This is a genomic window from Longimicrobium sp., assembly GCF_036387355.1.
Classification (GTDB): domain Bacteria; phylum Gemmatimonadota; class Gemmatimonadetes; order Longimicrobiales; family Longimicrobiaceae; genus Longimicrobium.
In genome coordinates this window covers 1-15107 of the sequence record NZ_DASVTX010000241.1, presented here as the reverse complement: position 1 = coordinate 15107, position 15107 = coordinate 1, and the positions used below count along the sequence as shown (strand labels likewise).

Sequence of the window (15107 nt, the reverse complement as noted above, 5' to 3'; positions counted from 1 at the left end):
CGGGGCCGAACACTTCCAAAAGCGCGACTCCGGGAAAACGGTCGTCAATCTTGTACGCAGGCTGGAGCGCATGGGCTACGCCGTCCAACTGAGGACCGCCGCCTGAGGCGCCGAACCCGGTTGTTTCTTATCAGAGGGTCGTCGTGCGGAGCACGCGGGGTGAGGGCCACGGCCGCAGACGCGCGCCGCCCTCTGCCCCCACGCCGAACAAGCATCGCTCGCGTTGTCCGCCGGTGGTTGGAACCACGAACGCTGATCGCGACTCCCCCGCCTTGCGCGAGCGTACAATGTTCTTTATTGTGCAAAGTACTTCGCAAGCGGACGCGGTACCGATCACCTGATGCAGCGGGAGTTCCCAGCAATGACGTCGTTTCTTTCTTTCAGGCCGGGGTTGCAGCGGGGCGCGCGGCGCGCCGGATGGTGCGGAACGCTCGCCCTCGTCGCGCTCGCGGCGCAGCCCGCGGCGGGGCAGGAGCGCGTCGCCGCCGCCGGCGCGCGGGACGTGACGGCGGAGATCGACCGGATCTTCAGCTTCGCCACGGCGGAAACGCCGGGGTGCGCGGTCGGCGTATCGGAGCGGGGCAGGACCGTGGTGAACCGCACGTACGGCCTCGCGGACGTGGAGCACCGCACCCCGCTGGGCCCGAACACCGTGTTCGACATCGGCTCCACGCAGAAGCAGTTCGTGGCGGCGGCGGTGCTGCTGCTGGCGGAAGACGGGCGGCTCTCGTTGTCTGACGACGTGCGCAGCTACATGCCTGAACTGCCGGACTACGGGCGAAAGATCACCATCGACCACCTGCTCACCCACACCAGCGGCCTGCGCGACTGGACCGGCCTGCAGCCCATGGCGGACGGCGATCCGGACGTTCTGGAGCTCATCCTGCGCCAGCGCGGGCTCAACTTTGCGCCGGGCGAGGAGTGGGCGTACAGCAACAGCGGCTACGTGCTGCTCAAGGAAATCGTGGCGCGGGTGAGCGGAATGCCGTTTTCCGACTTCGCGCGCCGCCGCCTGTTCGAGCCCCTGGGGATGCGGCACAGCGCCTACGTGCCCGACATCCTGCAGAGCGAGGGAGACCACGCGCTGGGATACCAGAAGGACGGCGCGTCGTGGAAGCCGTTCATGCGGCTGGGCAGCCGGCGCGGCGGCGGCGCCATCATCAGCACCGCGGGCGACCTGCTGATCTGGAACGATGCGCTGACGGCCGGGCGGCTGGGCGCGGCGGTCACCGCCAGGCTGCAGGAGCCGGCGCGGCTGGCCAACGGCCGCACCCTGACCTATGCACGGGGGCTGATGGTGAACGAGTATCCCGGCGCGCGGCTGGTGTCGCATTCCGGGGGCGCGGCGGGGTTCAGCACCTGGCTGGGCCGCCTGACCGAACACGGCCTGTCCGTCGCCGTGCTGTGCAACTTCGACCCGGTCAGCGCGACGGACCTCGCGCACCAGGTGATCAATGCGTATCTGCCCGCCGATTCGGCCGTGGGCGCCGCGCCTGCGCCGGCCGCCGGGGCGGTGGCTGTCGCGGAGGCGGACCTCAACCGCCTCGCGGGGCTGTATTTCGAGGAGCGCACGGGTGATCCGGTGCGGCTCATCGTCGTCAACGGACGGCTGGGGATCGCGGGCGCCGGCCCGCTCGTCGCCGTGTCGCCGGACCGCTTCCGCCCGGCGCGCGCCAGCCTGTTCTTTCGGTCCCAGGACGAGTTCCAGCTCCACTTTCCGTCGCGGGACGGCTTTGAACTGACGTCCATGGAGGGGCGAACGACGCGGTACCGGCGCGCGCAGGCCTGGTCGCCGAGCGCCGCGGAATCCAAGGCGTTCGAGGGCCGCTACCGCAGCGAGGACCTGGATGCGGTGTACGAGATCGTGCCTCGCACGAACGGGCTGGTCCTGCGGTCCGCGCGCACGCCGGAGCGGGCCATCGAGATCAGCGCGGCGGATCGCGACACGTACATGCGCAGCATGATGGTGGTGCGCTTCACCCGCGACGCGGACGGCAGCGTGACCGGCTTCACGTACGGCAATCCGGTCGCGAAGAACTTGGTGTTCACGCGCGTGGGCGATCTGCCCGCATCCGGCGCGCCGGCCCTGTCCGCTTCCGCGGTCTTGTCGGCGACGCCGCCTACGGGTGGCGCTCCTGCGTCGACCACCGCTCAGGCGCCTCGGCTGGAGGGGCTGACAGGGGATTACGAGGTCGCTCCGGGGCGCATCCTCGTCATCTCCTTGGAGAACGGGCGGTTGTACGGTCAGCCGGGCGACCGCGAGAAGCGGGCTCTGACGCACGTGTCGGGAGCCACGTTTTCCGCCGCGGGCAGCGCCATGACGCTGACGTTCACGCTCGGGGCGGACGGCCGGGCGACCGGGCTGGTGATGCGCCAGAACGGCCAGGAGCGCACCGTTCCCCGCGTGCGCTGACCGCGGAATTCAGTATGGAGGGCGACCGTCTTCGCAGTGTGGAGCCTGCCGCGGGTAGAGGCGGTACCATTCATCATCGCCCATGATGTGATCTGGAACTGAAACAGCGTGGGAGTACAGAGGAACAGAGAAAAGGACCAGAGGAACAGAGGACAGCACATGGCTCCTCTGTTCCTCTGGCAGTTCTCTGTTCCTCTGTACCTCTCGCAGTTGTCAGTCAAAGCGTCGGCCCACCCCGCCGCCTGCTTGCCGCCCGACCCTTTGCAATCGAAAGTACTTCGCACTTCGGACGGCCATCCGCTTCCAGGCTCGCACATCCGCCATGAAATTCCGGGAGATCCTCCGGTTCGAGTTCGCCTACCAGCTCCGCCGTCCCTGGCCCTGGCTGATCTTCGCCGTCCTGTTCGCCTTCTCCGTTCTGTGGGCGCGGGACGCCTCGCTGGCCGAAGCGCTGTACGAAGAGTTCTTCGTCAACTCGCCGTTCGCGGTCGCCAAGACGACGGTGATGGTGAGCCTGATCTGGCTTCTGCTCGGCCCCGTGGTGGCGGGCGAAGCGGCGGCTCGTGACGTGGCGGCGCGCATGCATCCCCTCATCTACACGGCACCGGTGAGCAGGGCGCAGTACCTGGGCGGCCGCTTCGTCGCCGCGTTCGCAATCAACGCGCTGATGATGATGGGGGTGCAGGCGGGCATTCTGCTGGCCGTGCAATCGCCGGGCATCGCGCCCGAACTGATGGGCCCGTTTCGCCCCGCCGCCTACCTGACCGCCCTCGCCTACATCGCGCTCCCCACCGCCTTTGCCGCCACCGCCGTGCAGTTTGCGCTCGCCCTGCGGACGGGGCGCCCCATGGCGAGCTACCTGGGGAGCATGCTGCTGTTCTGCATGAGCTACGTGGTCGGCATCTTTCTCATCAACCAGGGGCGGCAGGACGTCGCGCGGCTGCTGGACCCCATCGGCGTCGTGTTCATCGTGGACGCGCTCTCGCACCTGTGGACCACGACGGAAAAGAACGTGCGCCTTGTGGGGCTGGAGGGTGTCGTTCTCACCAACCGCATCCTCTGGCTCGGCATCGGCTTCGGCGCGATGTCGACCGCGTGGCTACGCTTCCGTTTCGCGCACCGGGTGGAGGGCACGCGGCTGCGGCGCCGGGCACGCCCACGCGAGGCCGAGCCGCCCGTCGTTGCCGGCCTCACCGCGGCGGACAAGCCCATCGTCGTCCGCGACGGGCCGCGGATGTTCGGGTTCCGCACGGCGGCGCGGCAGACGCTCTCCATCGCCACGGACTCGTTCCGGACCATGGCGAAGAGCTGGGCGGGTCTCGCGCTGCTCGTCGCCATCCCCCTGATGTCGGTGCCGGTCGTCATCGACCAGATGACCACGGGCGGCGTGCCGCTGGTGCCCACGACGGCGCGCGTGATCAAGGAACTTACCGGCCCGCTGGCGTCGGAGATGAGCCGCTGGATCATGATCCCGCTTCTGCTCGTCTACTTCGCGGGCGAACTCGTGTGGCGGGAACGGGATGCCGGGATGGGCGAGATCGCGGACGCGGCGCCGGTCTCGGAATGGGTGCCGATGCTGGGCAAGTTCCTGGGCCTGGGCCTTCTCCTCACCGCGTTCCAGGCGCTGCTGACGGCGGCGGGGATGGCCGCGCAGGGCATGCTGGGCGGCGCGCGGGTGGACGTGGGGCTGTACCTGAAGGCGATGTTCGGGCTGCAGCTTCCGGAATACCTGCTCTTCGCGATGTTCGCCCTGGTGATTCACGGCGTGGTGAACCAGAAGTACGTCGGGCACTTGGCCGCCATCATCGCCTGCGTGGTCATCGCGCTGGCGCCCATGTTCGGCATCGAGCACAACCTGCTCATCTACGGCGCGGGCCCGGGCTGGACGTATTCGGAGATGAGCGGATTCGGCCCGTCGCTGGGGCCGTGGCTCTGCTTCAAGCTGTACTGGGCCGCGTGGGCGCTGCTGCTCGCCGTGGTGGCGCGGCTGCTCTGGGCGCGGGGCAGGGAAGGCGGCCCCCGCATGCGGCTCCGGCTGGCGCGCCGCCGCCTCGCCGGTGCCACGGCGCGCGCCGCCCTCGTCGCCGCCGTGCTGAGCGTCGCGTTCGGCGGGTTCGTCTTCTACAACACCAACGTCCGCAATCCGTACCGCTCGTCATCCGCCGTTACGACACTGCGCGCGGAGTACGAGCAGCGGTACAAGCGCTACGAAGATGCGCAGCAGCCACGGCTCGCGGCGACGCGGTTCCGCGTGGACTTCCATCCGCGTCGGCGGACGATGGAGATCCGTGGCACGTACCACATGGTCAACCGCGACCGCGTCGCCATCGACAGCATCCACGTCTCCATCCCCGGCGTGCAGCCTCGTGCCATGGCGTTCGACCGGCCGGCCTCGCTCGCCGTGGATGACCGGGATCGCGGGCACCGCATCTACGCGCTCGCGGCTCCGCTGCAGCCCGGCGACTCGCTGCGGATGGACTTCGCGATGCACGTGGAGCCGCGCGGCTTCCGCAACCGCGGCGCGGACGACGCCGTGGTGGAAAACGGAAGCTGGTTCACGGTCGGCGGCTGGTTTCCGGACATCGGATATCAGCCGTCCCGCGAGCTGGTCAGCGCCGCGGACCGCCGCGCCCACGGGCTCCCCGAGCGCCCCGTCGTTCCCTCGCTGTACGATACCAAGCAGCGGATGCGGCGCGCGGACCGCGTTGCGTTCGACGCTGTCGTGAGCACCGACGCGGACCAGACCGCCGTGGCGCCCGGCGCGCTGCGGCGAACGTGGATGCAGGGCGGGCGGCGCTTCTTTCACTACGCTGCGGACGGCGGCGTAAGCGGCGAGCACGGCTTCTTTTCCGCGCGGTACGCTGTGCACCGGGTGACGTGGACGAACCCCGCGCCTGGGTCGACGCAGCGCGTGACCATCCAGCTGTTCCACGATCCGCGGCACACGCGCAACCTGCAGCGGATCCTGCGCGCCACCACGGCCTCACTGGACTACTACACCCGCCACTTCGGCCCCTATCCGCGCGACTACCTGACGTTTGTGGAGCGTCCCGGCGAGGGCACGGGGATGCACGCGGACGCCGGGATGATCTCGTACGCGGGCGGGTTCGATTCGTGGGGCGCGGATGCGGGGGCCGGGAGCTTTGATCATCCATCCGCCATCGTACTGCACGAGATGGCGCACCAGTGGACGCTGCCGTACGCCTTTGTGGAGGGCGCGCCCGTGATGAGCGAAAGCTTGGCGTGGTATTACGGATTCCAGGTGCTGCGCGAGCGGTACGGCGAGGCGCAGCTGCGGCGGTTTTTGAGCTGGATGCGGCAGCCGTCCATGTATCCGCCCATTCGCCGCGGCGAGCCGCTGCTGCGCGGGCTGGATCCGTACATGTCGTACCGCCGCGGCCCGTTCGCGCTCTTTGCGCTCAGCGAGTCCATGGGCACGGAGCGGGTGAACACGGCGCTGCGCCGCCTGAACGAAAAGCACCGCTCGGGCGAGCCTCCGCTGGCCACCACGCTGGACCTGTACGACGAACTGCGGGCGGTGACGCCGGATTCGCTGCGGCCTCTGCTGCACGACCTGTTCGAGGTCAACACGTTCTGGAGCTTCGCGGCGGAGCGGGTCACGGCGCGGCGCACCGCGGCCGGCGCGTGGCAGGTCAGCATGGACGTCACCGCGCGCAAGGTCGTGGCGGACAGCGCGGGCGTGGAAACCGAGGTGCCCGTGAGCGAGTGGGTGGAGGTCGGCGTCTTCGCCCGCGTGCCGGAGGGGCAGGACCGGCTGAGCGCGCCCCTGTACCTGCGCAGGCACCGCCTCCGCTCCGGCCGGCAGACCATCACCGTCACCGTGCCGCGCGAGCCCATCGGCGCCGGGATCGACCCGCACCACCTGCTGGACTGGGAGGACAAGGACGGGGACGACAACGTGAGGCGAGCGCGTATCGTGAGCGTGCCCTCATCCGGCTCTCCGTCCGCCACAAAGAAAGGCACGCCACGATGATGATTGCGGACGAGAGGACCACGACGGTCGCGAAGCGCACGAATCGAAATCAGACCACCGACTTCGTGAACCCCGGCTCCATCGTGCGGAGGATCTGGGGCGATGGAGACATGGTGCTGCTCGTGTTCGCCGGCTCCGCGGCGGAGTTCGCGCTGAACCGCGCGGTGGACTGGCTGTTCTTTACCGGCAAGCTCCCCGCGGACCCCATCGGCCGGCTGTTCTCCACGGCCGGCTACTCGCAGCAGATCGTCTTCGCGGACGCGGCGACCGCGACGCGCACGCTGGCGCGCATCCGCATGGTGCACGAGGCGGTGGAGCACCAGCGCGGGGAGCGCATTCCGGACTGGGCGCACCGCGACGTGCTCTACATGCTCATCGACTACTCCGAACGCGCGCACGAACTGCTCGTCCGTCCGCTGGCCGCGAACGAGCGGGAGGAGCTGTACGACGTCTTCCGCCGCGTCGGCGAGGGCCTGGGGATTCCCGACCTCCCGGAGACGTACGCGGAGTGGAAAGTGGACCGCGAGCTTCACCTGCATCGCGACCTGGTGCGCGCCGAGGGCACCGGCGCGCTGTACGATCAGTATCGCAAGCACCTCGGCGGCTGGCGGTACCACATCCTGCTGCGCATCCAGTCCATCCTGGTACCGGATCACGTCCGCGACCTGCTGGGGATGAACCGCGCCGCGTGGCTGCTTCCGCTGCTGCGCCTGTATCCCGTGCTGGCCCGAGCGGGGCTGCGCTCCCTGATCCAGCGTCTGCTCATGCCGCCGCAGTACCTCGCCGCCGCGCGCGCGCTGGATCACCCCGCGCCCGTCGGTGTGGACGCCCGCAGATCGGCGCGTGCGTGACCCGTGCTCGCTCCACGATGGTTGCGGGCGAGCGGGTGTGGCGGTCTGTTGAGGATGGAGCCAGGAATCTGACCGCCTCCCGCCCCCGCTCGCGGAGTTCTGATGTTCAAGTTGCCGGCAGCGCTGCTGATCGTCCTGCTCGCAAGCATCTCCACCGCCGCGCGGGCGCAGCAACCTTCCGGGCCGGGTGCGTCGGCGGCTAGCACGTCCGCGGCTCACGCGCTATCCACCGCATCCGGCTCCAGTCCCGTGCAGCCGCCGCCCTCGCCGAGCCGGTACACCCGCACGGATCCGCGGCTGCAGAATCCCCCGGGGGCGCCGCTCCGCCCCGGACAGCAGTTGGACACACTCCAAGGCCGTGGCGGCATGCCCAAGTGGCTGAAGCTGGGGATCGTGGGCGCGGGTGCCGGCGCCGTGGCGTTTCTTGTCCGGGGCCAGCTACGGGTCGACAAGGTGCCCAACCCTCCGCAAAAGGACGCGGCGGTCGGCGCCGCGGCCGGGTTCATCCTCCTCGGCGGCGGCGCGCTGCTGTACGACCTGTTCTGCCCGGCCCCCTCCTCCGGCTCCTGGCGTCCGGGCCTGTGTGGCAACTGAGATCAGCGCCGAGGTGGGCGGCAGGACACCGGCAGGGCGAAGGTGCCGGCGAGGCGGCGCGCGGCCCGGCCGAGCTGGCCGCGCGCACTGGCATCAGGCGCACCGGGTTCGTCACATGCCGCACCGGTTCGTCACATCAGCCGCACCGGGATCTCCCGCCCGGCTCGGACTTCGAGTGTCATTCTGAGCGAGGCGCCGCGCCGCCGCCGTCCGCCACCCCGGACTTTGGCGCCGACCGAAGAATCCCGCGCCACCGCTTCCCATGCACGCCCGGTTGCGCGGCACGCTCGGACGCTGCGGGTGCGGCGGGAGAGGCTGGAGCACGCCGCGCCGGTCTGCGGCGCGGCGGACGTCTCGGTCCGGGATTCTTCAGTCGCGCATGGACGCGGTGCCGGGGAGAGCGCGGCGCACGCTCCTTCAGAATGACGCCCCGGCGCCGAGGTGCGCGGCAGGACACCGGTGGGGCGATGGTGCCCCCCGCGGGGCGGCGCGGGCGGCGTGCACCGCGCCGGCCGCGCGAACTGGCATCAGGCGCACCGGGTTCGTCACATCAGCCGCACCGGGATCTCCCGCCCGGCTCGGACTTCGAGTGTCATTCTGAGCGAGGCGCTGCGCCGCACCGTCCCCCACGCCAGACTCTGGCGCCGACCGAAGAATCCCGCGCCACCGCGTCCCATGCACGCCCGGTTGCGCGGCACGCTCGGACGCTGCGGGCGCCGCGGGAGAGGCTGGAGCACGCCACGCCGGCCCGCGGTGCGGCGGATGCTTCGGTCCGGGATTCTTCAGTCGCGCATGGACGCGGTGCCGGAGAAAGCGCGGCGCACGCACCGTCAGAATGACGCCCCAGCGCCGGGGTGGGCGCAGGACACCGGCAGGGCGGACGGTGCCGCCGCCGGACGTCCGTGCCCTACCGCCCCAGGCTGCGCAGCTCCTGCGCACGGGCGCGGCTTACGGGGACGCGGGCGCCGTCGAGCAGTTCGGCTTCCAGGTTGCCGCGCGCGTCCCGGCGAAAGGCGCGAACCTGGTCCAGGTTCACAATGTGGGTGCGGTGCACGCGCACGAACCGCCGCGGGTCCAGGCGCGCCTCCAGCCGGCTGAGCGAAAGGTGCAGCAGGTGCTTGGCGTTCCCCGCGTGCGCCGTCACGTAGTCGCCGCTGGCCTCGAACCACGACACGCGCTCCACGGGAATGGGAACCAGCGTTCCGCCCACGCGCACGAACAGCCGCGTGATGGGCCCCCCCGCCAGCGCGCCGCTCAACCGCTCCAGCGCGTCCGCCGGGGCGGGCTCGCCGATCGCGGTCCGCACCCGCTCCATGGCGCCGGCCAGCCGCGTCGCGCCGAACGGCTTCAGCAGGTAGTCCACCGCGCCCAGCTCAAACGCCGTCACCGCGTGCTCGCTGAACGCCGTGGTAAAAATCACGAAGGGCGGCCGCTCCAGCCGGCGCAGCACGTCCGTGCCCAGCAGCCCCGGCATCTGCACGTCCAGAAACACCAGCTCCGGCCGCAGCGACTCGATCCCCGCCACGGCGGACTCCCCGTCCGCCGCCTCGCCCACCACGCGCACCCAGTCGAACGCGCCCAGCATGGCGCGCAGCCCCGCGCGCGCCACCGGCTCGTCGTCCGCCACGAACGCCGTCACCTTCACGAATCCCTCCTCGTGCCGCGCGGGACGGTGAGCACCGCCGTGTAGCCGCCTTGCTGCTCCGGGCCGCACACCAGCCGCGCCGCGCTCCCGTACAGCACCCCCAGCCGCTCCCGCAGCCGCGACAGCCCCGTGCCCGCGCCGGCCCCGGCGGCCGGCGAGGCCGCGCGGTCCCCCGAGTTCCGCACCGTCAGCGTCAGCTCCGACGCGCTCCCCGCCGCCGTGACCACGATCTCCGTGGGCGCCACGCGCGGCGCGGCGCCGTGGATCACCGCGTTTTCCACCAGCGTCTGCAGCGCAAAGGCGGGCACGCGCTCCTCCAGCAGCGCCTCCGGCATGTGCGCCCGCACGGCGAGCCGGTCGCCGAAGCGGATGCGCTCCACGGCCAGGTAGCGCTCCACGAAGCGCCACTCATCCTCCAGCGTCACCTCGTCGCGCTGCTCCTCCAGCGTGGTGCGCAGCAGGTCCGCCACCAGCTCCGCCGCCTCCGTGGCGCGCGCCGGATCCGCCGGAATGAGCTGTACCACCGTGTGCAGCGCGTTGAACAGGAAGTGCGGATGGATCTGCGCCCGCAGCGCCGCGAGCTGCGTGCGGGCCGCCGCGGCCTCGGCCCGGGCGGCGCGGGCGCTCCCCTCCACCGCGTGCGCCACGCCGGCGACGATCGCGTAGAAGAGCGTGCCGGCCGACACGAACATGAACACGCGCTGCGCCCCCTGCGCGCCGGGAACGTACCCGGGAATCAGGCTGCTCAGCGTGACCGCCAGAACGTACCACAGCATGGATGCCGCGAGCGCGCCCACCAGGTGCAGCAGGGCGAACCGCCAGCGGAAGGGCCGCGGCCAGGGCACCCGTCGCAGCAGCACGTAGACCAGGAACGCGACGGCGAGCCCGCTGCTGATCCCCACCACGGCGGCCTCCAATTCCCCCTCCCGCCACGTGGCCCGGCGCGGCTGCGCGGTGGTCGTCTGGTTCTGGTCCATGCAGCGTCTCGCGGGCAAGGGAGGACATCGGCGGGCTCGCCATGATGATACCGGTGCGCCCCGCCCGCGGTCGACCTCCACGCGCCCCGTTCAACCGCCCCGATCTGCCGTTGGGCGATCCCCCGCTGTACGCGCCCCGTCGGCGGATGCAGGATGGTCCCGGCGAAGCGACCGCCGCGCGGCCCGCGCTCCCCGGGGGGCGAACGGACCGCCGGCCGGCGACGACGACCATCCACACCCATCCACCGCGCCCCTGGTGCCCCGATGCTGAACCTGTCCGACGTCACCCACGTCTACGCTAATGGAACCCGCGCCCTGGACGGCGTGACCCTCTCCATCCCGCGCGGCATGTACGGCCTGCTGGGCCCCAACGGCGCGGGCAAGTCCACCCTGATGCGCACCATCGCCACGCTGCAGACGCCCACGGAAGGCGCCATCCGCTTCGGGGACATCGACGTGATCCGCGAGCCGGAAAAGCTGCGGCGCACGCTGGGCTACCTGCCGCAGGACTTCGGCGTGTACCCGCGCGTATCCGCCTACGACATGCTGGACCACATGGCCGTGCTCAAGGGCGTCTGGTCCCCCGCGGACCGCCGCACCACGGTGGAGACGCTGCTGCAGCAGACCAACCTGTGGGACGTGCGCAAGAAGGCGCTCGCCGGCTTTTCCGGCGGCATGCGGCAGCGCTTCGGCATCGCCCAGGCGCTGATCGGCAATCCGGAGCTGATCATCGTGGACGAGCCCACGGCGGGGCTGGACCCCGAGGAGCGCAACCGCTTTCTGAACCTGCTGGCGGAGATCGGCGAAAGCGTGGTGGTGATCCTTTCGACCCACATCGTGGAAGACGTGTCGGACCTGTGCCACCGGATGGCCGTGCTGGCCGACGGGCGGGTGCAGCTGGAAGGGCCGCCGCTGGAGCTGATCCACTCCACCCGCGGCCGGATCTGGATGAAGACGGTGGAGCGCGCCGAGCTCCCCGCCTGCCGCGAGCGGTACGAGGTGCTTTCCACGCGCCTGTTCGCGGGGCGCACCGTCATTCACGTGCTCGCGGACGGCGATCCCGGCAACGGCTTCGCGCCGGTGGACGCGGGGCTGCAGGACGTCTACTTCTCCACGCTGGCGCAGTCGCGCCGCGCCGCCTGAGAGGCCCGCCGATGCTCCTCCAAATCGCGCGTTTCGAGATCCGCTACCTGCTGCGCAACCCGGTGCTGTGGGTGTCCGCCGCGGCGGTGTTCGCGCTGCTCTTCGTTTCCATCAGCACGGGGGTGGAGCTGGGCTCCGAGGGCGGCCTGCTGCACAACGCGGCGTACGCCACGGTGCGCAACTACACGGTGCTTTCCATCTTCTTCATGTTCGTCACCACCTCGTTCGTGGCCAACGCGGTGATCCGCGACGACGAGACGGGGTTCGGCCCCATCGTGCGGTCCACGCGCATCGGGCGGACGGAGTACCTGATGGGCCGCTACCTGGGCGCGTTGGCCGTCGCCACGCTGTGCCTGTGCCTGGTGCCGCTCGGCATCTGGCTCGCCACGCTGATGCCGTGGGCCGACGCGGCGCGGCTGGGGCCCAACCGGCTGTCGGACCACCTGTTCGGCTTTTTTCTGATCGCCCTGCCCAACATTCTGCTCCACTCCGCCCTGTTCTTTGCGCTGGCGACCCTCACGCGCTCCATGATGGCGACGTACCTGGGGGTGATCGGGCTGGTCTGCGTCCACTTCCTGATGGAGGGCGCCTTTGCCGGCCGGCCGCGGCTGGCGTCGGCGGTGGCCCTCGCGGACCCGTTCGGCGCCCGCGCCATCCGCGACGCGACGCGGTACTGGACCATCGCCGAGCGGAACGTGATGCTCCCCGAGTTCTCCGGGACGCTGCTGTACAACCGGCTGCTCTGGACCGGAATCGCTCTCCTCTGCCTGGCGCTGGCCTGCGGGCTGTACCGCTTCGCGGACCGCGGATTGTCGCGCCGCGAGCGCAACAAGCTGAAAGGGATGCAGCAGGCGGCGCTCGTCTCGGCCGCGCCCGCCTTCCGTGCGGCCGCGGCCCTGCCGTCGCCCCGGCCCGGCGGTGCCGCGCTGCGCGCCATGCTGTGGATGCGGACCCGGTTCGAGGCGCGGCAGGTGATCGTGAGCCCCGCCTTTCCCGTGCTGATGGCGTGGGGGCTGTTCACCACCTTCATCTCCCTCACCCTGCAGCGCGACCCGGACGGGCGGCCCACCTATCCCACTACGCTCTCGCTCATCCCGGACGTCGCGGACGGGCTGTTCGCGCTGCCGCTCATCGTGGCCATCTACTACGCCGGCGAGCTGGTGTGGCGCGAGCGCGACCGGCGGATGCACGAACTGGTGGACGCGGCCCCCATCCCCAACTGGACGTACGTCGCCAGCAAGACGGCGGCGATGGGCGTGGTGCTGTGTGGCATTCTGCTCACCGGGGTGGTGTCCGCCGTGATCCTGCAGCTTTCCATGGGCTTCACGGAGCTGGAGCTGGGCAAGTACCTGCTCTGGTACGTGCTTCCCGTCACGTGGGACGTGCTGCTGCTGGCCGCGCTGGCCATGTTCGTCCACGCCGTCAGCCCGCACAAGGTAGTGGGATGGGGGATCATGGTGCTGTTCATGGTGGGTCAGGAGATGAACACTCTGGTTGACCACAACCTGCTGCTGTACGGCGGCACCCCCGGCATGCCGCTGAGCGACCTGAACGGCGCCGGCGGATTCTGGAAGGGCCCGTGGACGTTCCGGCTGTACTGGGGCGCGTTCGCCGTCCTGCTGCTGGTGGCGGCGCACGTGCTGTGGCGGCGCGGCACCGAGGCCCGGCTGCGGCCGCGGCTCGCGTCCGCGGGGCAGCGGCTGGGCGGCGCGCCGGGGTGGGTGGCGGCCGCGGCGCTGGCGGTGTTCACCACCAGCGGGGCGTACGCCTTCTACAACGCCAACGTCCTGAACGGATACCAGACGGAGGCGGCGCAGGAGGCCGAGATGGCCGCGTTCGAGAAGAAGTACGCGCGCTCCCTGGAGCTGCCGCAGCCGGAGATCACGGCCCTGACGCTGGACGTCGCGCTGTATCCGCGCGAGCGGCGAGCCGTTTCCAGGGGGCGCTACCGGGTGCGGAACGGGACGCGGACGCCGATCTCCGAGATCCACCTGCGCACCTTCGGCGAGGACATGGAGCTCGTCCGGGCCACGGTCTCCGGCGCGCGGCTGCGGGTGGACGACGCTCGATACGCGTACCGCATCTACCGCCTGGACCGGCCGATGGCGCCGGGGGAGGAGCGGGAGGTGGCCTTCGAGACGCGCATGCAGGTGCGCGGCTTTCGCAACGGTGCGCCGAACACCAAGCTGGTGGAGAACGGCACCTTTCTGAACGAAAGCCAGCTCATGCCGCTGGTGGGCGCGGGGCGCGCCGGGACGCTGCAGGATCCGGAGGCGCGGCGCAAACACGGCCTGCCGGAGGTGCCCCGGACGCCGAAGCTGGAGGACGCCGCCGCGACGATGGCCCCCGGCGGCGGGCGGGCGTGGGCCACCTCCGACATCACCCTGTCCACCTCGGCGGACCAGACGCCGGTGGCGCCGGGCAACAAGGTGTCGGACGTGGTGCGGGGTGGCCGCCGCATCGCGCGGTTCGTCTCCGGCGCGCCCGTGCATCCGCGCTTCTCCATCCAGTCCGCGCGCTACGCGGAGCGGCACCGCCGGCACGCGGGGGTGGACCTGGTCGTCTACCATCACCCCGCGCACGCGTGGAACGTGGAGCGCATGCTGGACGCCATGGCGGCGTCGCTGGACTACTACCGCGCCCACTTTGGCCCGTACCCGTTCGACCACGCGCGCATCGTGGAGTTTCCGGGATACGCGGACTTCGCCCAGGCGTTCGCGGGCACCGTTCCGTACTCGGAAACGGTGGGCTTCATCTCCGACTACGACGAGCCGGAGACCATCGACTACGTCACCTTCATGACGGCGCACGAGCTGGCGCACCAGTACTGGGGGCACCAGCTGGCCGGCGCGGACATGGAGGGCAGGGAAGTGCTGTCCGAAACGCTCGCGCAGTATTCCGCCCTGGTGGTGGCCCAGCGGATGTACGGCGAGGACGGCGTGCGGCGCGCCCTGCAGTACCAGCTGGACGCCTACCTGGGAGGCCGCCGCTACCTGGGATACGCGGAGCCTCCGCTGGTGCGCGTGGACGGGCAGAACCACATCACCTACCGCAAGGGCGCCGTGGTGATGTTCCTGCTGCAGAAGCGGCTGGGGGAGGAGGCGGTCAACCGGGCGCTGCGCAGCCTGCTGGCCCGCTACCGGTTCCAGGGCGCGCCCTATCCCCGGTCCATGGACCTGGTCGACGCGCTGCGGGCGGAGGCGGACACGCCGGAGAAGCAGGCGCTGATCACCGACCTGTTCGAGCGCGTGACCATCTACCACCTGGAGGCGATGGAGCCCACCGCCGTGCGCCGGGCGGACGGCCGGTGGGATGTCACGGTGCCGGTGGAGGCGCGGAAATTCTACGTGGACGGCAGGGGCGTGGAGGCGGAGACGCCGCTGAACGAGCGCATCGAGATCGGCCTGTTCACCGCCGAGCCCGGCCGCGACTCGTTCGCCGCCCGCAACGTGATCCGGATGGAGCGCCACCCCATCCGCTCCGGCCGGCA

The 15107-nt window shown here is 70.8% G+C and carries 8 protein-coding genes; 6 read left to right on the top strand and 2 right to left on the bottom strand.

What is annotated here, in order from left to right:
- Positions 1-361: 361 nt before the first annotated feature.
- The 4 genes from VF665_RS10770 (at position 362) to VF665_RS10755 (ending at position 7852) form a co-directional block, all read left to right on the top strand.
- Positions 362-2413 carry a serine hydrolase gene (locus VF665_RS10770; protein WP_331053432.1) on the top strand — a complete coding sequence of 684 codons (2052 nt, stop codon included), beginning with the start codon at positions 362-364 and terminating at the stop codon, positions 2411-2413.
- A 322-nt stretch (positions 2414-2735) separates the two neighbouring features.
- On the top strand, positions 2736-6407 hold the full coding sequence (locus tag VF665_RS10765; protein ID WP_331053431.1) for a hypothetical protein: 3672 nt from the start codon (positions 2736-2738) through the stop codon (positions 6405-6407).
- A complete protein-coding gene (locus tag VF665_RS10760; RefSeq protein ID WP_331053430.1) occupies positions 6404-7258 on the top strand; it encodes an oxygenase MpaB family protein in 855 nt (284 codons plus the stop codon). Before VF665_RS10765 ends, VF665_RS10760 begins: the two co-directional genes overlap by 4 nt.
- A 366-nt stretch (positions 7259-7624) precedes the next feature.
- Complete coding sequence (locus tag VF665_RS10755) at positions 7625-7852, top strand: hypothetical protein (protein WP_331053429.1); 228 nt, start codon at positions 7625-7627, stop codon at positions 7850-7852.
- Between the two features lie 907 nt (positions 7853-8759).
- Here the strand turns inward: VF665_RS10755 and VF665_RS10750 are convergent.
- The gene (locus VF665_RS10750) at positions 8760-9497 is read right to left on the bottom strand and encodes a LytTR family DNA-binding domain-containing protein (protein WP_331053428.1); all 738 of its coding nucleotides are present in this window, start codon (positions 9495-9497) and stop codon (positions 8760-8762) included.
- The gene (locus tag VF665_RS10745) at positions 9494-10474 is read right to left on the bottom strand and encodes a sensor histidine kinase (RefSeq protein WP_331053427.1); all 981 of its coding nucleotides are present in this window, start codon (positions 10472-10474) and stop codon (positions 9494-9496) included. Before VF665_RS10745 ends, VF665_RS10750 begins: the two co-directional genes overlap by 4 nt.
- Positions 10475-10738: 264 nt before the next feature.
- Here VF665_RS10745 and VF665_RS10740 point away from each other — a divergent pair, with 264 nt between their 5' ends.
- Positions 10739-11617, top strand: coding sequence for an ABC transporter ATP-binding protein (locus VF665_RS10740; RefSeq protein ID WP_331053426.1), 879 nt, complete (start codon positions 10739-10741; stop codon positions 11615-11617).
- Between the two features lie 11 nt (positions 11618-11628).
- On the top strand, positions 11629-15107 hold a 3479-nt coding region (locus VF665_RS10735), incomplete at its 3' end, for an ABC transporter permease/M1 family aminopeptidase (protein WP_331053425.1).

Coding starts and splice junctions, on each gene's coding strand:
- VF665_RS10755 (WP_331053429.1), top strand. CDS start 7,625: ATGCCCAAGTGGCTGAAGCTGGGGATCGTGGGCGCGGGTGCCGGCGCC.
- VF665_RS10740 (WP_331053426.1), top strand. CDS start 10,739: ATGCTGAACCTGTCCGACGTCACCCACGTCTACGCTAATGGAACCCGC.
- VF665_RS10745 (WP_331053427.1), bottom strand. CDS start 10,474: ATGGACCAGAACCAGACGACCACCGCGCAGCCGCGCCGGGCCACGTGG.
- VF665_RS10760 (WP_331053430.1), top strand. CDS start 6,404: ATGATGATTGCGGACGAGAGGACCACGACGGTCGCGAAGCGCACGAAT.
- VF665_RS10770 (WP_331053432.1), top strand. CDS start 362: ATGACGTCGTTTCTTTCTTTCAGGCCGGGGTTGCAGCGGGGCGCGCGG.
- VF665_RS10765 (WP_331053431.1), top strand. CDS start 2,736: ATGAAATTCCGGGAGATCCTCCGGTTCGAGTTCGCCTACCAGCTCCGC.